This window comes from Micromonospora sp. MP36 (assembly GCF_008119785.1).
Classification (GTDB): Bacteria; Actinomycetota; Actinomycetes; order Mycobacteriales; family Micromonosporaceae; genus Micromonospora.
The window spans coordinates 20,021-38,125 of record NZ_VSFA01000013.1 but is presented as its reverse complement, the minus strand read 5'-3'; the positions used below and the strand labels follow the sequence as shown (position 1 = coordinate 38,125).

Sequence of the window (18,105 nt, the reverse complement as noted above, 5' to 3'; positions counted from 1 at the left end):
CCACCGCCGACCCCGCCGGTCGTCGCCGAGATCGGCCGAGCCAGGCACCGGGTCGGCCGATCTCAAGACCTCCGGGCGGAGAGGTACCGACGCCGGAGGGGGCTGGATTGTCGCCCCCGGCCACTACTCTCCGGCCATGGTGACCGAGACCGATCTCCGGCTGGGCGACGGCCGCACGTTGCACGTGTACGACACCGGCGGGGCGGACCGGCTCGCCGTCTTCTGGCACCACGGCACGCCGAACATCGGTGCTCCGCCCGCGCCCCTCTTCGCGGCCGCCGACCGGCTCGGTCTCCGCTGGGTCTCCCACGACCGTCCCGGCTACGGCGGCTCGACGCGGGTCCCGGGCCGGGATGTCGCCTCGGCCGCCGCCGACGTCGCCGCGGTGGCCGACGCGCTGGGCATCGCGCGGTTCGCGGTGATGGGCCACTCCGGCGGCGGCCCGCACGCCCTGGCCTGCGGCGCGCTCCTGCCCGACCGGGTGGTCGCGGTGGTGAGCGGCGCCGGCCTGGCACCGTACGGCGCGGCGGGGCTGGACTGGTTCGCCGGCATGGTGCCGTCCGGGGTGGCGTCGCTGCGCTCCGCCGCCGCGGGCCGGGCGGCGAAGGAGTCGTACGAGACCTCGGGCGCCGCGTACGACCCGGAGTTCACCCCGGCCGACCTGGCCGCGCTGCACGGCGTCTGGTCCTGGTTCGGCAGTGTGGTCGGCCCGGCGACACAGGCCGGGCCGGGCGGGCTGATCGACGACGAGCTGGCGTACGTCGCGCCGTGGGGCTTCCGCCCGGGCGAGGTGGTTCCGCCGGTCCTGCTGCTGCACGGTGGCCGGGACGGGATCGTGCCGGCAGCCCACGGCGAGTGGCTGGCGGGGCACTGCCCCCGTGCGGAGTTGCGCCGCTACCCGGAGGACGGCCACATCTCGGTGCTCCGGCACGCCGAGTCGGCCCTGGACTGGCTGCGCGAACGCGCCAACGCCGACCCGGTTGGCGCGTGACGTCGACGCCGACTTGGTTGGCGCGTGACATCGACGCCGGTTCGGAAGGCCGGCGGCGGGAGGGGCCGGGATTGGTTGAGGCGGCGGCCTCGGGACGGGCCGCCGCCTCGCCGCGCCGGCTCCGGCGCGGATCGCGACCGGTAGGCGACCCAGGGGGGGGGACGGGTCGGCCGAGTGGGCCGCGGTGTCGACGCCGGACGAACGGAGGGGGGGTGTGGCCCGCCCGGCGCCACCGATCAGGTGAGTCTTGTTGCGATCATTCCGTGCCCTCAGCGCCGGCTGCCGGCCGGATGTCACATCGTCACCGACGGGCACAAGCATGAAGCGGTCGGTGAAGGCGGCGGCCGAAGGCGCTCCCGGTCAACTGATCGGCGTCGCCGGGGTGACGGCCGGCAGCGGGGTCAGCCCGAACGCGGCGAACACCGTCGGATCCTGGAAGACCACGTTCCGACTGATCCGCCCACCGCTGACGGTGAGCACCTGGACGGTGTGCGGGATGTATGCGTCCCCGTCGCGCACGTACGCGACCAGCGCCGGCTGCCCGTTCGCGGCGGTGGGAAGCATCCGCCAGTCGGTGCCGCGGAGCGCGAGGATCCGGGCGATGAACCGGGCGTAGCGCTCCCGGCCGACGTACCAGTTGAGCACCGGCGGCATCTCCAGCACGGCGTCGTCGGCGAGCAGCCGGGCCAACGCGGCGACATCGGCCCGCTCGAACGCGGTCACGTACCGGTCGACCAGCGCGCGCTGCTCGGGGTCGGCCGGCTCGACGATCTGCTCCTCGCGTACGGCCACCGCGCCAAGCCGGGCGCGGGCCCGTTGCAACCCGCTGTTGACCGCGGCGGGCGTGGTGTCCAACGCCTCGGCGACCTCGGCGGCCGACCAGTCGAGCACCTCGCGCAGGATCAGGATGGCGCGCTGCCGGGGCGGCAGCAGTTGCAGCGCGGCGACCAGCGCGAGCCGCAGGCTGCCCCGGGCGGCGACCACGGTGGCCGGGTCCAGGAGCGCGTCGGGCAGCGGCTGCAACCAGGGCACCTCCCCTACCACCATGGGTGCCTCCGGGTCCGGGTTCGGCGCGACGAAGTCCGACGGCAGCGGCCGGCGGGCCCGGTGCCGGAGCGCGGTCAGGCAGACGTTGCTGGCGATCCGGTGCAGCCAGGTACGCAGCGAGGCGCGCTCCGCGTCGTACCGGTCGAAGGCCCGCCAGGCGCGCAGCAGCGTCTCCTGCACCAGGTCCTCCGCCTCGTGCACCGAGCCGAGCATCCGGTAGCAGTGCGCCAGCAGTTCCTGCCGGTACGGCCCGGTTCGCCGGTCGAAGTCCTCGCTGGTCACCGTCATCGCTGCACCCCTCCCGCCGGCCCTCCCATACCTACCGGCCCGGCGGGCGGAATTCATCCCCGCCGGGGCGATGAATTGCGGCGGGCGACCGAGTGGGTACCGGCCGAGTGACAACCACGAGGAGGACGACCATGACCGACACGATCGACACCCGGGCCGAGGCGGTACGCGACGTGCTGGGCGCCCTGGTGGCCGCCTGGGCAGCCAATGACGCCGACGCCTTCGCCGACCGGTACGCGGAGGACGCCACGGTGGTGCTCCCGGGCGGCGTGTTCCACCAGGGCCGGGAGGAGGTACGCCGCTACATGGCGGGGGCGTTCGCCGGCCCGCTGAAGGGCTCGACCTCGGTCGACGAGCCGGAGAGCGTCCGGATCGTCGGCGACGACAGTGCGGTGGTGGTGAGCCGCAGTGGCTTCCTGCTCCCCGGCGAGGAGACGTTGCCGGCGGAGCGGTGCCGCCGGGCCACCTGGGTGCTGTCCAGGGGCGCTGACGGCTGGCGGGTCGCGGCGTACCACAACTGCCCTGCCTGACCACCGGCCCGGCCGACCCGTGCGGAGCGGCCGTGCCACCGTCACTCGCAGACCCGCCAGGCGCCGTCCTCCTTCACCAGGGTGTACGCCTGGGTCACGGTGGTGCCGCTCTGCGGGGTGAAGCGGACGTTCGCCGATCCCCGCACCCGCCCGTTGTTGTTCATGACGTTGAGGCCCACGATCTCGTAGCCGGTCAGCGCGGGCTGGGCGGACTGTTGGCGGACGAAGTCCTCCTGGCTGACCCGGTTGCGCACCGGACCGCAGAGCTGCGCGTAGGCGGTCGGGTAGTCGCGGGCAACCAGCGCGCCGGCGAAGGTGTCCACGGTGCTCCGGGCCGGACCGGTGGCCTCCTGCACCGCGTTGTAGAGGAAGAAGCCGCCGACGCCGCCGCCCAGGCAGCAGAGCGCGAGCACCACGCCGACGACGATGAGCACAGTACGGGTCGTATTCGACTTCCGGGGCGGGGGCAGCATGGCTGGCTGGTACGTCATGCCCGGGAGGGTAGGAGGGTCGGGCCACCGGCACGGTCCCGGGCGAAAAAGGGGATGATCCGCCCAGGAAGCTCGGCCACCATCGACGGATGCCACACCATCGACCGGCCGAGCCGGACATCCAGCGCTACTACACCGAGGTCTTCGCCGAGGCGGAGCGGCTGGACCGTACGCCGCAGGGACGCCTGGAGGCGACGCGGACGCGGGACCTACTCACCCGGCTGCTGCCTCCGCCCCCGGCCACCGTGCTCGACGTGGGCGGCGGCCCCGGCGCGTACGCGGGCTGGCTCGCGGCGGCCGGTCACCGGGTGCACCTGGTCGACCTGGTGCCAGCGCACGTGGCCGCCGCCGGCACGGCCTACCCGGAGATCACGGCGAGCGTGGGCGATGCCCGAGACCTGCCGTTGCCCGACGACTCGGTCGACGTGACGCTGCTGCTCGGCCCGCTCTACCACCTGACCGCGCGGGCCGACCGGGTGGCCGCGCTGCGCGAGGCGGCCCGGCTCACCCGGCCCGGCGGGCCGATCGTCGCGGCGGTGATCAGTCGCAACGCGGCCCTGATCGACCTGACCGCGCAGGGACGGGTGGACGAGCGCACCCGCGCGCTCCTGCTCGGCGAGTACGCCACCGGCGTGAACGACCCGGAGACCGGCTTCACCACCGCCTACTTCCACCGCCCCGAAGAGGTGGTGGACGAGTTCAGCGCGGCCGGGCTGCCGGCGCCCCGGCTCTACGGGGTGGAGGGTCCACTCTGGCCGCTGCTGAACGCCCTGGACACCGGGCCGGAGGACCGGCTCTTCCAGGACGCGGTGGCCTGCGCGGCGGCGTTCGAGCAGGATCCGGCGATACTCGGCGCCAGCGCGCACCTGCTCGCGGTCGCGCCCGCCTGACCAGGCGGGCGCGGTTCTCCGGCCGCCAGATCGGCGAGGTGGCGGGGAAAGGCCACCCGGCACACCGCCATCTCGCCGATCCCGCGGGCGGCACCGCGCCGGGCACGCGCCCAAGCGACGCGCCGCGTACCGAGGGTGACCAGTTGCCGTTTGACATGTTATTCTCCGGCGTCGATCTAGGCCGCGCGGACCCGATCGGGTCGCTGCCGGAAGGACACCTCCCCCCATGCCGGTCGTTGCCGCCACGACCTCGCCGCCGAGCCCGTTCGACCGGCCGGGCGCCGCCGCGTTCGCCCTCGTCTTCACCACTACACCAGCCCTGCTCCGGCTGACCTGTGGCCTCGTCGCCGCGGTGGTGGCCCTGGCGGTCCGCACTCCGCCGGTCCGGGTGGCGCTGCTGGTGCCAGCGGTCGCCGTGCTCACCGCCTGGTCGGTCTGGTACGCCGTCCGCGCGCTCCGGCACGGGATCACGGTCGGCCTGGTGGCCGGTGACGTCGCGCTCACCACGGCGGCCGGGCTGGCGATCCCGTGGCTGGTCGCGCCGGAGGTGCTGCCCGGCCAGGTGAGCTGGATCGCGGTGCTCGCCAGCACCACCGTGATCAACGCGCAGGCCACCGCCCCGGCCCGCTGGTCGATCCCGGCCGGCCTGCTGGTCACCGCCGGCTACGCGGCCGGTGCGACCGCCGCGGGCAACCCGGTCGAGGCGCGGGCGCACGCGACGACACTGCTGGTGCAGACCGGCATCACCGCGGGGATGACCGCGCTGATGCGGCGTCGGATCGGGCGCGCCGACGCCGCCTTCGCCGACTACCAGCGGCTGACCCGGGAGGCGGTGGTGGCGCGTACCGCGCGGGAGGCCGAGCGGCGGCAGAACCGCGACCTGCACGACACCGTCCTCGCCACGCTGACCATGGTGGGGCTCGGCGCGGTTCCCGGTCCGTCGGCCGCGCTGCGCGAGCGGTGCGCGGCGGACCTGCGTACCCTTGCCGCCCTGGCGGACGCCCGGTCGGCGCCACCGACCGGCGCGGTGGCGCTGGACGACCGCCTGCGGGCGGTCGTCGCCCGGCTGCCCGAGCTGCCACTGTCCGCGGCACTGGCACCGTGCCCGGTGCCGCCGGAGGTCGCCGAGGCCCTCGCCGACGGCGCCGCCGCCGCGTTGGCCAACGTGGTCCGGCACGCGCCGGGTGCGTCCGCCACGCTGCGGCTGGCCCGGGACGCCGACACCGTCGTGGTCGAGGTGACCGACGACGGGCCGGGCTTCGACCCGGCCACGGTCCCGGCCCACCGGTACGGGCTGCGCGAGTCGATCCACGGTCGCATGGCGACGGTCGGCGGGCGCGCCGAGGTGACCTCCGGCCCTGGCGCCGGCACCCGGATCCGGCTGGAGTGGACCGGTGACCACTGACCTCGGCCCGCGCGCTCCGGCCGGGCCGACCCACCGCCTCGCGCCGATCCCGGCCCCGGGCGGTCCGGCCGCTCCCGGCGCGGTGGGGGCGGCGACGGCGGTGGCCACCGCCTCCGACCGGGCCGCCCGGATCGCCGCGCTCACCATCGCGCTCGCCTGGCACCTGGCGATCGACCTGCCGGCGCTGCCCGGCGCCGGGTCCTCGCCCGCCGCCTCGGCCGTGGTCGCCGCGGCCTGGCTGGTGACCGCGGCGGTCGGCGTGGTGGCCGGCGTACGCCTGCTGCGCGGTGGCCTGCCGCCGGCCCGGCGGCTGGTGGCGGTGCTGCTGGTGGTCGACGCGGCGGTCTTCGCGGCGGTCGGGGGCGGGCACCTGTTCGCCGGGGCGAACTGGGCGTGGGGCGGGCTGGTCTGGTTCTTCCTGCTGGTGCTCTGGCGACGGCCGGTCGGATGGCTGCTGGCGGTGCTCGGCGCGCACGCGAGCATCGCGCTCGCCGCGGTGCTCGCCTCCGGTGCGACCGCGCCGGCCGACCTCGCCCGCTACGCGATGTACGTCTACGGCGTGTCGTCGCTGCCCGTCGCGGTCTTCGTCGGCGGCGCCGCGATCGCCGCACTGGCCCGGGACCGGGCCGGCACGGCCGCGGCGACGCTGGCGGTCGAGGCGGAACGGGTGGCGGCGGAACGGGCCCAGGCGGAGCGGCGAGCGCGGCTGTCCCTGGTCAGCGGCACCGCCGAGGAGGTGCTGGCCGCCCTCGCCGCCGGCGACGCCGACCCGGCCGACCCGGAGGTACGCCGCCGCTGCGTGCTGGCCGCGGCCCGGCTGCGCCGGCTGATCGCCGAGTCGGACGACGTGCCCGACCCGCTGCTGCACGAGCTGCGCGCCGCCGCCGACCTGGCGGAACGCAACGGCCTGCCGATCGAGCTGGTCGCCGTCGGCGTCCCGCCGGAGCTGCCCGTCGAGATACGCCGGCGGCTGGCCGACCCGCTCACCGCGGCGCTGACCGATGCCCGGGACCGGGCCCGGCTGACCGTGGTGGCTGGCCCGGACGAGGTGGTGGTCAGCCTGGTCACCCCCGATCATGACGGGCCGGACGGGAGCGGCCCACCAGACTCGGCCGGGGATGCGGACGGGGACGGGCGGGTGGAACATGTGCACGAGCGGGACGGGGAGATCAGATGGACGCAGACCCGGTGGCGGCGGACGTGACCGACGAGCGGCCCATCGGTGTGGCCATCGTGGACGACCACCCGGTGGTGATCGACGGGGTACGCGCCTGGCTGGCCAGCGAGCCGCGGCTGCGCGTACTGGCCACCGGGGACGACCCGGACGTGGTGCTGCGGGCCGCCCCGGAGGCCGAGGTGGTGCTGCTCGACCTGCGGCTGCACGGGCGGATGATGTTCGACAAGCTCGCCGAGCTGAGCGCCGCCGGCCGGCGGGTGGTGGTCTACTCCGAACACAGCGACCCGGACACCATGCTCGCCGCGCTCGACGCGGGGGCGGTGGCGTTCCTCGCGAAGCACGAGGGGCGTGAGCACTGCGTGGCGACCGTGCTGGCCGCAGCGAGCAACCGCCCGTACGTGCCGCCGGCGCTGGCCGGGGCGATGGTGGGCGACCCCCGGCCGGACCGGCCGACCCTGTCGGACAAGGAGCGCGAGGCCCTGCTGCTGTGGTTCCAGTCGATGTCGAAGGCGTCGGTCGCCCGCCGGATGCGGATCAGCGAGCACACCGTGAAGCAGTACGTGGACCGGGCGCGGATCAAGTACACCCGGGCCGGCCGGCCGGCCGCCACCAAGGCGGCGCTGCTCGCCCGGGCGATCGAGGACGGGCTCGTCCGGCCGGAGGAGATCGGCATCTACCGGTCACAGGCAGCCACCGACCGGCCGACCCCCTAACGGGTGTCATGACAGCCGCCGCCGCGTCGGCCAGGCTCGACGTACCGCCCAACGTCCCCGGGAGGTCGTGACCGTGCAGGAGGACGCCGCACCCTTCTTCATCGGACCGCACCGCTTCGACGCGGATGCGGATGCCACCCGTCCCGCCCTCGACCGGCGGTACGCGCTGGTCCCTGAACCGGGCGAGCAACTGCTCGGGCAGCACCGGCTGCGGATCGCCGGGCACCTGCTCGGCCCCACCGAGAATGTGCCCGCCTGGCGATTGCCCGAGCCGGCGACGGTCACCGTGACGGACCGGCGGCTGGCGTACGTCTGCACCGGCTCCGAGCTGGCCCTGGTCTCCGGGCGGGACGGCCGGACGGACCCCCGGCACCGACGTCCGCTCCGGCTGTCCCGCCTGGTCAGTGGTCAGATCCGCTGGCAGTGGCCGTCCCGCCTGGAGCTGGTCGACGGCCCGGACGACGAGGTCGAGCTGCTGGTGGTCTGTGACGCGCTGCGCACCATCCGGCAGCCGGCGCTCGCCCTGGCCGGGCCGGACGCCCTGCTCGTCGCGCTGGCCCGCCAGGTACGCCGCGCGGTGGCCGCGTTCCGCCTGGTGCACCCCGAGCTGGTGGACCTCTCCCCGCCGGAACGGGACACCCTGCTGGCCCGGGTGGGCGGCGCGCCCGGCCCGGCCCGTGGCTCGCTGACCCTGCCCGGTTCGCTGCCGGTGGAGTTCCTCTCCCGGGAGGACTACTACCGTCCGGCGGCGACGGAGGCGGCGGGCTGGCCCCGGTCGGCGTCCCACGGCCGCCCCGGATCCGCCTGCTGACCGCTGCTCAGCCGGCCAGGGTCAGCGCGGGTCGGTCGGGGCGGACCCGGGCGCGCAGCCGGCGCAGCATCCGGGCGTCGGTGAAGCCGACCGCGCGGGCGGCGGCCTCCACGGTGGTCCCGTGCCCGATCAGGTGCTCGGCCCGTTCCACCCGCAGCAGCTGCTGGTAGGCGAGCGGGGTCAGCCCGGTGGCCTGCCGGAACAGCCGGCTCAGCGTGCGCTCGGCGACCCCGCAGGCGGCGGCCAGCTCGGCCAGCGGCAACGGTTCGGCGTAGTGCGCGTCGATCAGGTCCTGCGCCCGGTGCACGGCGTCGGACAGGTGCGAGCGGTGTCGCATCATCGCGCTGGCCTGCTGCTCGTGGCCGTTCCGGCGGGCGTACACGACGAGGGCGCGGGCGATCCGGGCGGCCGCCGCCGGGCCGTGCCGGGTGGCGACCAGGTGCAGCGCGACGTCGATGCCGCTGGCGATGCCGGCCGAGGTGACCACCCGGTCGTCGACCACGTACAGCACGTCCCGGACCACCCGGGCCGCCGGGTGCCGCCGGGCCAGCTCGTCCTGCACCTCGTGGTGGGTAGTGCAGCGCCGCCCGTCGAGCAGGCCGGCCTGGCCGAGGGCGAAGGCGCCAGCGCACACGCTGGCCACCGTGCCGCCGGCCGCGTGGTGGTCGGCCAGCCGCCGCAGCTCGTCCGGGCCGACCGGCCCCGCCGGTCCGTGCGCCGACGGCCGCCACCCGGGTACGACCACCAGGTCGTCGCGGTCCAGCGCGGGCCATTCCCGCTCGGCCCGCAGGGTCACCCCCTGCACGGTCGGCACCTCCGGGGTGGCGGCGACGTAGTGCAGGCGGTAGCCGTACCCCTGGTCGGCGGCGGTGGAGAAGACCTGGGCCGGGCCGGCGAGGTCCAGCAGGTGCAGCTGCGGCACCAGCAGGAAGACGACGGCAACAGGGCGCGGCGCGGTGCCGGACGCGCCGAGCTGGAGTCGTCGCACGACCTGGCCCACGAGGTCAGGCTCCGGCCGGGACCGCGCCGGCGACCGCTCCAGGTCGCGGCGCGGCGTCAGACGCGCCGAGCTGGAGCCCCCGCACGACCTCGGCGACTGTCCGCACGGTGGCGAACCGGCCCGCCAGGGCGTACTCGGTGCGGGCGACGATCTGCTCGGTGGACAGGGTGCGGGGGTCGGCGAGGATCTGCTCCAGGGTGGCGTCCGCCGGCAGGTCCCGGTGCGGGGTGGGGAAGGTGACCGTCGCGTCGGTCACGAAGGTCATCTCGTAGCCGAGGTCGCAGCCGACGCGGGTGGTGGTCTCCACGCACTGCTCGGTGCGGATGCCGCAGACCGTGAGGTCGCGGATGCCGGCCAGGGTGAGGACCTGCTGAAGGTTGGTGGTGGTGAAGGCGTTGTGCGACGTCTTGACCAGGGTCGGCTCGCCGGCGACCGCGGCCAGGCCGTCGATCAGCCGGACGTGCCCGTTGGCCGGGTCGAAGAGGCCGCCGCTGCCCGGCTCGGCGTGCAGGACCCAGACCACCAGGTCGCCCCGGCGGCGGGCGGCGTCGACCAGCCGGTTGACCTGGTCGACGATGTCCGGCTGCGAGGCGTACGCCCAGATCGGGCGCTGCCGGAAGGACTCCTGGACGTCGATGACGACGAGTGCTGCTCTGCTCATGGCTTCGATCCTGGCCGGGCGGGTGCTCGGGCGGCAGGCACCATCATGCCCGGATGCGGAACGATCCGGCCACCGGACGTACCGCGGCTCGCCGGAGCCGGGCCGGCGCCGCTCGGTCCGCGCGGGCCGGCCCGGTCGGCGATCCATCCACGTCATCAAGTTCGTAGTCACCCGAGGAACATGTCCCGGCCGAGCCCGCGGCGACCAGCGGGCGGCCGGCGCGGGCGGCGGCCGCCCGCCAGGTCAGGAGGTTGCGGTGCGACGGCCCGGCCGGTCCAGCTCGGCGGCCCGCTCCGGGGTGGGGGCGGTGCCGCCGAGGTGGGCGGGCTGCCACCAGGCGTCGTCCGGGCCGGCCGGCTGCTCCGGGTACTCCCGCTGGGCCCGGTCGACCAGCGCGCTGAGCCGGTTCCTCAGCTCGGCGGTCATCGTGGTGGCGTCCGGGTAGCCGGCCGGGTCCATCGGCTCCCCCACCAGGATGGTGATCGGGGTGTGCCGGCGGGTAAGGGTGCGCGGGCGACCCTTGGTCCACAGCCGCTGAGTGCCCCAGAGGGCGACCGGCAGCAGCGGCACGCCAGCCTGCTGGGCCATCCGGGCCGCCCCGCTCTTGAGCTCCTTGACCGTGAAGGAGCGGCTGATGGTCGCCTCCGGGAAGACGCCGACCACCTCGCCGCGCCGCAGCGCGGACACGGCGGTCTGGTACGACCCGGCGCCGGCCGCCCGGTTCACCGGGATGTGCTTCATGCCCCGCATCAGCGGACCGGAGACCTTGTGCGTGAAGACCGACTCCTTGGCCATGAACCGGACCAGGCGGCGGGACTCGTACGCGCCGTACCCGCAGAAGATGAAGTCCAGGTAGCTGACGTGGTTGCTGGCCAGCACGGCGCCGCCGGTGCGCGGCACGTGGTGGCTGCCGGTCACCTGCAGGCGCAGGTCGAGGACCCGGAACATCGTTCTGGCGGCGGCGATCACGGGCGGGTACACGAGTTCCGGCATTCGCCAACTTTACCGTGAGTAGGTTACGCAACCGTAGGGACGCGTCGTGCCGCCCCGGCTCTGCCCTGAGCAGAGCCGGGTCGCGGGTCGGCCTCGGGAGGGGCCACCATGGCGGGATGACCGAACGCGGGGTGCTGCTCTGGATCCACGGTGGCGGCTGGCGCGCCCGCTACCACGAGGACGGCGCCGCGCTGGCGCCGCTCGGGCTCCGGGTGGTCGCGGCGACCTACCGGTTCGTGTCCGAGGCGCACTGGCCGGCCCAGCTCGACGACGTACGCGCCGCCGCCCGGGCCGCCCGGGCCGCGGCGGACGGGCTGCCGTTGCTGGTCGGGGGCGACTCGGCCGGCGGGACGCTGGCCCTGCACCTCGCCCTGCGCGGGGTGGACCGGCCCGGCGACGTCACGGCCGGGCTCGCGTACTGGGCGCCGGTCGACCCGCTGGACCCGCAGTGGCGGCGGTTGCGCCGGCACGACGACCCGTGGGCGGACCTGCTCGGGCATCCGCCCGCCGCGGGCGACCCGGCCACCGTCGACGCCACGGTCGCGTCCCATCTCGGGTCCGGCGTACCGGTGCTGCTGGTGCAGGGGCGCGAGGACGCGTCGGTGCCGGCCGCGCAGTCGGTGGCGCTGACCGGGCAACTGCTCGCCGCCGGTCACCCGGTGCACACCTGGGTCACCCACGGCGGGCACGCCCTCGACCTGGCCCGTCCCGACATCCACGCGGTGACCGCCGCGTTCCTGGACACCGTCCTGCCGCCCGCCCGACCCGACTAGCGTCAGGGCATGCCCGACCTAGCCGCGATCGTCATCCACTGCCGCGACCCCTACCTGCTCGCCCCGTTCTGGAGCGCGGTCACCGGGCTGCCCGTGGTCGAGGAGGACCGGGTGCGGCTCGCCGAGCGGTCGCTCGCGCCGACCGAGGCGGTGCTGCTGCGCGACCCGTCCGGGCGCCGGCCGGACATCTGGATCAGCCCCGCCGACGACCTGCCGGCCCGCGGCCGGATCCACCTCGACCTGGTCGGTGACGCGGAGGAGCGGGCCGCGGTGCTGGACGCGGGGGCGACGGTGGTCCGCGAGGTGCCCCGGTGGACCGTGCTGGCCGACCCGGAGGGGAACGAGTTCTGCCTGCTGCCCCGCACCGAGGCGCACGCCGACCCGCTGGTGCCCGGCCACTGAGCACGCGGCGGCGCCGCCGACCCCGCGTCGACGGCGCCCCGGACGATCACCTCACTGAGCGGCCAGTTTGTGCAGGTCCACCCGGCCCCGGGCGAAGGCGTCCACCCGCCCCCACCGGCCCGGAATGTCCAGCACCTCGATCCGTCCCATGCCGACCGGCAGCCGGGGGTCGACCGCCAGGTGCCCCTCGTGCGGCTCCAACCCCAGCATCGTCCGGATCAGCAGGAGCGGGGTCCCGGTCGACCAGGCCTGCGGGCTGCACGCCGTCGGATACTCCACGGGGAACTTGGTCAGGTCCCGCGGATAGCCGCCGAACGCCTCCGGCAGCCGGCCGTCGAAGTACCGCGCCGCGTCGAGAATGCCGTTGGCGATGACGGCGGCCTCGTCGGCGAAGCCGTACCGGCGCAGACCCCAGGCGATGAAGGAGTTGTCGAACGGCCAGATCGTGCCGTTGTGGTAACCGATCGGGTTGTAGCGGACCTCGCCCTCGGCCAGGGTGCGCACCCCCCAGCCGGAGAAGAGCCGCGGCCCGAGCAGGTGGTCGGCGAGCTTCCGTGCCCGGTCCGGCTCGACGATGCCGCTCCACAGCAGGTGGCCGATGTTGGAGCTGAGCACGGCGCACTGCCGGCCGTCCGGGTCCATCCCGAGGGCGTAGTACTCGCCGTCCGTCACCCACCAGTCCCGGTTGAACCGCTCCCTGAGCTCCGCCGCCTCCCGCTCCAACTGGTCACCGAACGCCGGGTCGTCCCAGAACTCCCGGGCCAGCCGGGCGGCCCGCATCTTCGCGTCGTACGCGTACCCCTGCACCTCGCAGGTGGCCCGGGGGAACGGCGGCAGCGTGCCGTCGCGGTACGAGATCGAGTCCCACGAGTCCTTCCAGCACTGGTTCTCCAGGCCGGTGTCGGTGTTGCGCCGCTCGTACCAGATGTAGCCGTTGCCCACCAGGTCGGCGTAGCTGTCCACCCACTTCAGCGCCGCCCGGCACTCCGCTTCCAACTCCTTGACCAGCGCCACGTCGCCGGTCCACTTCTCGTACTCGTCGAGCAGCACCACGAACAGCGGGGTCGCGTCCACCGAGCCGTAGTAGGGCGAGTGCGGCTGCTCCTCGAAGGCGGCCGTCTCGCCGTAGCGCATCTCGTGCAGGATCCGGCCCGGGTCCTCGTCCCGGAAGTCGTCGAACCGGGTGCCCTGCAACGCCCCGAGGATCCGCAGCGTGGTCTTGGACAGGTCCGGCGCGAACGGCAGCACCTGGAGGCAGGTCAGGATGCTGTCCCGGCCGAACATGGTCATGAACCACGGCAGGCCGGCGGCCGGCAGCGTCTGCCCGCCGAGCGACAACGGCGAGAAGCGCAGCGCCGCCAGGTCGATCAGGCTGCGCCGGTACGTCGAGCAGACCTCGCGATGCTCGCTGTTCACCTTCGGCGCCTTGTCGATCCACTGCTGCAGGTCCTGCTCGAGGGCCAGCCGCTCGACGCCGTGCGTCCGCAGCCCCATCCGCAGGTCCCGACCGCCCGGGCCGACCGCGAAGGTCTGCACGTCGATGCCCGTTTCCCACTGCTCGTTCGGTTCGAGGTGGACGCTGAAGGCGAAACCGTTCCGGTCGTACCGGGCCCGCTGGGAGGCCTGGATCACCGTCTCCCGCTTGAAGTTGCCCCGCCGGTAGCCCAGCCGCAACCGGTCCGACTCGGCCTCGGCGTAGATCTCGCCCTTCTTGTTCAGGATCTCGTCCTTGACCTGGAACAGGTCGGCGAAGTCGGAGGCGGCGTCCATCCGGATCTCCAGGTCGACCGGTTTCTCGTCGTGGTTGAGGATGGTCAACGTCTCCCGGAAGCTGCCGCCCACCGCCCGCTCCCGGATGATCGACAACTTCGCGTCGATGTAGTGGGTGGCCATGCCGGGCACCAGGAAGAACCGTGCCTCGTAGTACTGGAGATCGTCGTACGACAGCGCGTTGAGCCGCTCACCGTTGACGGTCAGCACCCACTTGGAGAGGAACCTCGTGTCGATGGCGAAGAGCCCGGTCGGCTCGCTCGGCGTCGCCTCGATGTCGCCGGTGTCCTCGGACACCACGAACGTGTTGCCGTCCAGGATCCGGACGGTGTCGGTGCCCGCCATCAGGCAGCCCTCCTCTGGAACGCGTGGTGCGGCCCGCGGGCATCCGGCGGACCGGGGAAGATCCGTTCGATCTGCAACACCAGCCGCAGGTCGCCCAGGACGGTCATGTCGCCGCGCAGCAGCGCCGCGATGGCGTTCTCCTGGCCGCTGACCAGCTCGCCGAAGAGTCTCGGCCCGGTCCCGACGACCGTGTCCGCCTCCTGGTCCTCCTGCCGGACCCGGAGCTTGCCCCGGTCGATGTGCAGCAGCCAGTGTGTCGTGTGCGCCCCCTCGTGCAGGTCGAAGCGCAGGGTGCCGCTGGTCTTCGCCAACAGGGGCTCGTACCCCCGCCGGTCCAGGTCCTCGAAGAACCTCGTGGTCGCGTCCACCATCGGGTCCACTCCTCCCGCGATCCGCGGCGTTCGACGTCCGAGAAGGGGTGCCCATCGGGTACGAGGTCAATCTCGCCCGGTTCGGGTGAGTCGCCGCCTCGGCGACGTCGGACCCGGGCGGTAGCCTGCGGGCGGCGGACGAGGAGGGAACATGGCGGCGGCGCCGGAGATCGGCCGGGAGCAGGTCCTCGCCTACCGGGTGGCGGCCCAGCAGCTCGACCGTCCGGGTGCCGGGCCGGCCGGCCTGGACGTGCTCGACCTGGGCGCGCAGGACACCCCGTACGGATCGGCGCGGCTGGCGTCGGCGGCCCGCGTGCCGGCCGGGGTGGCGCTGGACGACGACCGGCTCGAGCTGGTCTGGTCGTGCCGGGGCGCCCCGCACCTGCACCGGCGAGCCGACCTGCCGGCGCTCGCCGCCGCGACCTGGCCGCTGAGCGACGCCGACGCGGCCCGGCGGCTCCCCGCGCAGATCCGTGCCGGCGCGCAACTCGGCCTGGCCGGGTTCACCGCGGTCGCCGAGGCGTTCCGGGCGGTGGTGACCGCCGAGACCGACAAGGGCGAGGTCAGCCGGGCGGTCACCGACCGGATCCCCGCCGAGTTGAGCTACGACTGTGCCGGGTGCCACGCCCGGCACGTCTCCGGGGCGCTGTTCCAGCAGGCCGCGCTGGCCGGCGGCGTACGCCTGGTGGTGTCCGGCCGGGCCGCCCGGCTGGCCCCGCTGGCGGAGCGGCCGCCGGCGCCCGCCGCGGCGGCCGGCACGGACGCGCTGGTCCTGGCCTACCTCCGGCTGCTCGGACCGGCCACGGTCGGCGACGCGGCCGGCTTCCTGGGCGCCTCCGCCACCGAACTGCGCCGCGTGTGGCCGAGGGACGCGCTCGCTGAGGTCCGGGTCGGCGGCCGGTCGGCCTGGCTGCCGGCGGACCGCCTCGACGCGCTGCGGGCCGCCGAGCCGGCCCGCCTGGTCCGGCTGCTGCCGACCGGCGACCCGTACCTGCAGGCCCGCGACCGCGCGCTGCTGGTCCCCGACAAGGCCCACCAGCAGCAGCTCTGGCGGATGCTCGGCAACCCCGGCGCGCTGCTGGTGGACGGCGAGGTGGCCGGCACCTGGCGCGTTCGGCAGGCCGGACGGGGGCGGCTCGACCTGAGCGTCACGCCCTTCGGGCCGCTGCCGAAGCGGGTGGGCCGGGAGATCGAGACGGAGGCGGAGACCGTCCGGGCGGCCCGAGCGGCGGCCGAGGTGCGGGTGACCGTCGAGCCGGCCTGACCGCGCCCCCACGACGCCGCCGCGAATCACGACCGCGCCCAGGGAGTCTTGACCGCGCGAAGCGGGGCAGCGAACGCCGGCCCCCCGGCGGACCGGGGGCCGGCGTCACCGCGGCGGACGGGTCAGTTGTTCGGCTCGTCGGCGCTGATGTCGGCGAGCACCGACTGGGGCTCCCGCTCGACGGCGAGGTCACCCATCGACACCAGCCCGATCAGCCGGCCGTCGTCGACCACCGGCAGCCGCCGGACGGCGTACGTCCGCATCAGGTCAGCGGCCGCCACCGCGTCGTCGTACTGGCTCACCGTCACCACGTCCTTGCTGGTGATCTGGTTGAGCCTGGTCGTGGCGGGGTCCATGTTCTCGGCGACGCCCCGGACCGTGATGTCCCGGTCGGTGACGATGCCGACCACACGGTCACCATCGGTCACCACCACGTCGCCGATGGCGCTGTCGCGCATCTCCTGCGCCGCGGCGGTCAGGGTGTCGTCGCCGTCCATCGTCACCAACCGGGTCGTCATGAACTCTCCGACCGTTGTCATGGTGCTCCCCTCTCGGTGTCGGCACCGCGGTCTACCCGCCGCCCCGGTCGGGGTAACGCGCGGGTTCAGGGGCGCGGGGGCGCGCCGTAGACCCGCTCGACGTGCAGCCGCAGCACGAGCCGGCGCTCGTCGACCATGGCCCGCCGGAAGTCGTCCCAGTCCGGGTGTTCGCCCTGCACCGCCCGGTACAGCCCGACCAGTTCCTCGACGGTCGGGTCGTCCGGTCGCTCGGCCACCGGGGTCAGCTCGGCCCGCGCCTCCGCCACCGCGTACGCCCAGCCGTCCGCGCTGCTGACCTGGAAGCTGGCCCGGGGGTCCCGGCGCAGGTTGGCGGTCTTCGCCCGGTCGTCGGTGACCGAGATCCGGATCACGCCCTGCCCCCGGTCGAAGGCGTGGACCACGTTGGACAGCTGGGGTCGGCCGTCCCGCTTGATGGTGGCGAGCACCCCGATCCGGCGGCTCGCGAGGAGATCGGTCAGGGCCTGCTGGGTCTGCGCATCCGCCATGGGGCCTCCCGGGTCGGCTGGTCGGGGTCGGCCTCCATCTCACCGCATTCCCGGCCGGCGTGCCCGACGCACCGGCCGGGCACGCCGGGTCGGCTCAGCGCCGCTCGGCGGCGACCAGCTCGGCGAGCTGCACCGCGTTGAGCGCCGCGCCCTTGCGCAGGTTGTCGTTGGCGCAGAAGAGGGCCAACCCGTGCTCGACGGTCTCGTCGCCCCGGATCCGCCCGACGTACGTCGGGTCCTGGCCGGCCGCCTCCAGCGGGGTCGGCACGTCCGACAGGGCCACCCCGGGCGCGCCGTCGAGCAGCTCACGGGCGCGGGCCGGGGTGATCGGCCGGGCGAAGCGGGCGTTGATCTGGAGCGAGTGCCCGGTGAAGATCGGCACCCGGACGCAGGTGCCGGAGACCTTCAGCCCGGGAATCTCCAGGATCTTGCGGCTCTCGTTGCGCAGCTTCTGCTCCTCGTCGGTCTCGAAGGAGCCGTCGTCGACGATCGAACCGGCCAGCGGGAGCACGTTGAAGGCGATGGGACGGGCGAACGAGCGCGGCGCCGGGAACTCGACGGCCGTGCCGTCGAAGGTGAGCCCGGCGGCGTGCTCGGACACCTTGCGGACCTGCTCGTCCAGCTCCGCCACGCCGGCCAGGCCGGCACCGGAGACCGCCTGGTAGGTCGCGACGACCAGGCTGACCAGCTCGGCCTCCTGGTGCAGCGGGCGCAGCACCGGCATGGCGGCCATGGTGGTGCAGTTCGGGTTGGCCACGATGCCCTTGGGCCGCTCGGCGATGGCGTGGGGGTTGACCTCGGCGACCACCAGCGGCACCTCGGGATCCATCCGGAACGCCGAGGAGTTGTCGATGACGACCGCGCCGGCCTCGGCGACCCGGGGGGCCAGCTCCCGGGCGGTGCCCTTGCCCGCCGAGAAGAGCACGATGTCCAGCCCGCGGTAGTCCGCGGTGGCCGCGTCCTCGACGGTGACCTCGCCGTCCCGCCAGGGCAGGGTGCGCCCGGCCGACCGCGCCGAGGCGAACAGCCGCACCTGCTCCGCCGGGAACTCGCGCTCCGCCAGCACCTGCCGCATCACGCCACCGACCTGGCCGGTGGCCCCCACAATGCCGATCCTCATGCCCGCGAGGCTACCCAG

20 protein-coding genes are annotated in these 18,105 nt (G+C 74.8%); 10 read left to right on the top strand and 10 right to left on the bottom strand.

Annotated features, from left to right (window positions below):
- The first annotated feature begins 136 nt into the window (after positions 1 to 136).
- Entirely contained in the window at positions 137 to 991 is an 855-nt protein-coding gene (locus tag FXF52_RS13405) for an alpha/beta fold hydrolase (RefSeq protein WP_148797016.1), read from the top strand.
- 360 nt (positions 992 to 1,351) lie between these two features.
- On the opposite strand, the gene FXF52_RS13400 is transcribed toward FXF52_RS13405, so the two are convergent.
- Positions 1,352 to 2,326 (bottom strand): sigma-70 family RNA polymerase sigma factor, encoded by a 975-nt coding sequence (locus tag FXF52_RS13400; RefSeq protein WP_148797013.1) that lies wholly within the window; start codon positions 2,324 to 2,326, stop codon positions 1,352 to 1,354.
- Positions 2,327 to 2,457: 131 nt separating this feature from the next.
- Between FXF52_RS13400 and FXF52_RS13395 the strand changes: the two genes are divergently transcribed.
- Complete coding sequence (locus tag FXF52_RS13395; RefSeq protein ID WP_148797010.1) at positions 2,458 to 2,856, top strand: SgcJ/EcaC family oxidoreductase; 399 nt, start codon at positions 2,458 to 2,460, stop codon at positions 2,854 to 2,856.
- A gap of 41 nt (positions 2,857 to 2,897) precedes the next feature.
- Here FXF52_RS13395 and FXF52_RS13390 read toward each other — a convergent pair whose 3' ends face one another.
- Positions 2,898 to 3,347, bottom strand: coding sequence for a hypothetical protein (locus FXF52_RS13390; RefSeq protein ID WP_148797007.1), 450 nt, complete (start codon positions 3,345 to 3,347; stop codon positions 2,898 to 2,900).
- A gap of 89 nt (positions 3,348 to 3,436) precedes the next feature.
- Between FXF52_RS13390 and FXF52_RS13385 the strand changes: the two genes are divergently transcribed.
- The 5 genes from FXF52_RS13385 to FXF52_RS13365 all read left to right on the top strand — a co-directional run bounded on the left by FXF52_RS13385 (position 3,437) and on the right by FXF52_RS13365 (position 8,343).
- Positions 3,437 to 4,237 (top strand): class I SAM-dependent methyltransferase, encoded by an 801-nt coding sequence (locus FXF52_RS13385; RefSeq protein WP_148797004.1) that lies wholly within the window; start codon positions 3,437 to 3,439, stop codon positions 4,235 to 4,237.
- A gap of 226 nt (positions 4,238 to 4,463) precedes the next feature.
- Entirely contained in the window at positions 4,464 to 5,642 is a 1,179-nt protein-coding gene (locus FXF52_RS13380) for a sensor histidine kinase (protein WP_148797002.1), read from the top strand.
- A gap of 46 nt (positions 5,643 to 5,688) precedes the next feature.
- The gene (locus FXF52_RS13375) at positions 5,689 to 6,846 is read left to right on the top strand and encodes a hypothetical protein (RefSeq protein ID WP_255471912.1); all 1,158 of its coding nucleotides are present in this window, start codon (positions 5,689 to 5,691) and stop codon (positions 6,844 to 6,846) included.
- Positions 6,816 to 7,532 carry a response regulator transcription factor gene (locus FXF52_RS13370; protein WP_148797000.1) on the top strand — a complete coding sequence of 239 codons (717 nt, stop codon included), beginning with the start codon at positions 6,816 to 6,818 and terminating at the stop codon, positions 7,530 to 7,532. Before FXF52_RS13375 ends, FXF52_RS13370 begins: the two co-directional genes overlap by 31 nt.
- 73 nt (positions 7,533 to 7,605) lie before the next feature.
- Positions 7,606 to 8,343 (top strand): hypothetical protein, encoded by a 738-nt coding sequence (locus FXF52_RS13365; RefSeq protein WP_148797202.1) that lies wholly within the window; start codon positions 7,606 to 7,608, stop codon positions 8,341 to 8,343.
- A gap of 7 nt (positions 8,344 to 8,350) precedes the next feature.
- On the opposite strand, the gene FXF52_RS13360 is transcribed toward FXF52_RS13365, so the two are convergent.
- The 3 genes from FXF52_RS13360 to FXF52_RS13350 all read right to left on the bottom strand — a co-directional run bounded on the left by FXF52_RS13360 (position 8,351) and on the right by FXF52_RS13350 (position 10,997).
- Positions 8,351 to 9,343 carry a DJ-1/PfpI family protein gene (locus FXF52_RS13360; protein WP_319993785.1) on the bottom strand — a complete coding sequence of 331 codons (993 nt, stop codon included), beginning with the start codon at positions 9,341 to 9,343 and terminating at the stop codon, positions 8,351 to 8,353.
- 4 nt (positions 9,344 to 9,347) lie between these two features.
- The gene (locus tag FXF52_RS13355; RefSeq protein ID WP_148796996.1) at positions 9,348 to 10,004 is read right to left on the bottom strand and encodes an isochorismatase family protein; all 657 of its coding nucleotides are present in this window, start codon (positions 10,002 to 10,004) and stop codon (positions 9,348 to 9,350) included.
- Between the two features lie 243 nt (positions 10,005 to 10,247).
- On the bottom strand, positions 10,248 to 10,997 hold the full coding sequence (locus tag FXF52_RS13350) for a 1-acyl-sn-glycerol-3-phosphate acyltransferase (protein ID WP_148796993.1): 750 nt from the start codon (positions 10,995 to 10,997) through the stop codon (positions 10,248 to 10,250).
- A 116-nt stretch (positions 10,998 to 11,113) separates the two neighbouring features.
- Between FXF52_RS13350 and FXF52_RS13345 the strand changes: the two genes are divergently transcribed.
- Entirely contained in the window at positions 11,114 to 11,770 is a 657-nt protein-coding gene (locus tag FXF52_RS13345; protein ID WP_148796992.1) for an alpha/beta hydrolase, read from the top strand.
- A 9-nt stretch (positions 11,771 to 11,779) separates the two neighbouring features.
- Positions 11,780 to 12,172, top strand: coding sequence for a VOC family protein (locus FXF52_RS13340; RefSeq protein ID WP_148796989.1), 393 nt, complete (start codon positions 11,780 to 11,782; stop codon positions 12,170 to 12,172).
- A 51-nt stretch (positions 12,173 to 12,223) separates the two neighbouring features.
- Here the strand turns inward: FXF52_RS13340 and FXF52_RS13335 are convergent, their stop codons facing one another.
- Positions 12,224 to 14,287 carry a glycogen debranching N-terminal domain-containing protein gene (locus FXF52_RS13335; protein ID WP_148796988.1) on the bottom strand — a complete coding sequence of 688 codons (2,064 nt, stop codon included), beginning with the start codon at positions 14,285 to 14,287 and terminating at the stop codon, positions 12,224 to 12,226.
- Positions 14,287 to 14,658 carry an SCP2 sterol-binding domain-containing protein gene (locus FXF52_RS13330; protein WP_148796985.1) on the bottom strand — a complete coding sequence of 124 codons (372 nt, stop codon included), beginning with the start codon at positions 14,656 to 14,658 and terminating at the stop codon, positions 14,287 to 14,289. Before FXF52_RS13330 ends, FXF52_RS13335 begins: the two co-directional genes overlap by 1 nt.
- Before the next feature lie 151 nt (positions 14,659 to 14,809).
- Here FXF52_RS13330 and FXF52_RS13325 point away from each other — a divergent pair, with 151 nt between their 5' ends.
- Positions 14,810 to 15,922, top strand: a complete 1,113-nt coding sequence (locus FXF52_RS13325) for a DNA glycosylase AlkZ-like family protein (protein ID WP_148796984.1) — start codon at positions 14,810 to 14,812, stop codon at positions 15,920 to 15,922.
- Between the two features lie 122 nt (positions 15,923 to 16,044).
- Here the strand turns inward: FXF52_RS13325 and FXF52_RS13320 are convergent, their stop codons facing one another.
- The 3 genes from FXF52_RS13320 to FXF52_RS13310 form a co-directional block, all read right to left on the bottom strand.
- Positions 16,045 to 16,461, bottom strand: coding sequence for a CBS domain-containing protein (locus FXF52_RS13320; protein WP_073836006.1), 417 nt, complete (start codon positions 16,459 to 16,461; stop codon positions 16,045 to 16,047).
- Between the two features lie 65 nt (positions 16,462 to 16,526).
- Entirely contained in the window at positions 16,527 to 16,967 is a 441-nt protein-coding gene (locus FXF52_RS13315) for a PPOX class F420-dependent oxidoreductase (protein WP_148796982.1), read from the bottom strand.
- 94 nt (positions 16,968 to 17,061) lie between these two features.
- Positions 17,062 to 18,087, bottom strand: a complete 1,026-nt coding sequence (locus FXF52_RS13310; protein WP_148796979.1) for an aspartate-semialdehyde dehydrogenase — start codon at positions 18,085 to 18,087, stop codon at positions 17,062 to 17,064.
- Between the last annotated feature and the right edge of the window lie 18 nt (positions 18,088 to 18,105).

Bases quoted from the DNA above. Each gene is read 5' to 3' on its own strand.
- FXF52_RS13390 (WP_148797007.1), bottom strand. From the start codon at position 3,347: ATGACGTACCAGCCAGCCATGCTGCCCCCGCCCCGGAAGTCGAATACG.
- FXF52_RS13400 (WP_148797013.1), bottom strand. From the start codon at position 2,326: ATGACGGTGACCAGCGAGGACTTCGACCGGCGAACCGGGCCGTACCGG.
- FXF52_RS13355 (WP_148796996.1), bottom strand. From the start codon at position 10,004: ATGAGCAGAGCAGCACTCGTCGTCATCGACGTCCAGGAGTCCTTCCGG.
- FXF52_RS13395 (WP_148797010.1), top strand. From the start codon at position 2,458: ATGACCGACACGATCGACACCCGGGCCGAGGCGGTACGCGACGTGCTG.
- FXF52_RS13340 (WP_148796989.1), top strand. From the start codon at position 11,780: ATGCCCGACCTAGCCGCGATCGTCATCCACTGCCGCGACCCCTACCTG.
- FXF52_RS13310 (WP_148796979.1), bottom strand. From the start codon at position 18,087: ATGAGGATCGGCATTGTGGGGGCCACCGGCCAGGTCGGTGGCGTGATG.
- FXF52_RS13315 (WP_148796982.1), bottom strand. From the start codon at position 16,967: ATGGCGGATGCGCAGACCCAGCAGGCCCTGACCGATCTCCTCGCGAGC.
- FXF52_RS13380 (WP_148797002.1), top strand. From the start codon at position 4,464: ATGCCGGTCGTTGCCGCCACGACCTCGCCGCCGAGCCCGTTCGACCGG.
- FXF52_RS13405 (WP_148797016.1), top strand. From the start codon at position 137: ATGGTGACCGAGACCGATCTCCGGCTGGGCGACGGCCGCACGTTGCAC.
- FXF52_RS13335 (WP_148796988.1), bottom strand. From the start codon at position 14,287: ATGGCGGGCACCGACACCGTCCGGATCCTGGACGGCAACACGTTCGTG.
- FXF52_RS13385 (WP_148797004.1), top strand. From the start codon at position 3,437: ATGCCACACCATCGACCGGCCGAGCCGGACATCCAGCGCTACTACACC.
- FXF52_RS13370 (WP_148797000.1), top strand. From the start codon at position 6,816: ATGGACGCAGACCCGGTGGCGGCGGACGTGACCGACGAGCGGCCCATC.
- FXF52_RS13345 (WP_148796992.1), top strand. From the start codon at position 11,114: ATGACCGAACGCGGGGTGCTGCTCTGGATCCACGGTGGCGGCTGGCGC.
- FXF52_RS13350 (WP_148796993.1), bottom strand. From the start codon at position 10,997: ATGCCGGAACTCGTGTACCCGCCCGTGATCGCCGCCGCCAGAACGATG.
- FXF52_RS13320 (WP_073836006.1), bottom strand. From the start codon at position 16,461: ATGACAACGGTCGGAGAGTTCATGACGACCCGGTTGGTGACGATGGAC.
- FXF52_RS13325 (WP_148796984.1), top strand. From the start codon at position 14,810: ATGGCGGCGGCGCCGGAGATCGGCCGGGAGCAGGTCCTCGCCTACCGG.
- FXF52_RS13330 (WP_148796985.1), bottom strand. From the start codon at position 14,658: ATGGTGGACGCGACCACGAGGTTCTTCGAGGACCTGGACCGGCGGGGG.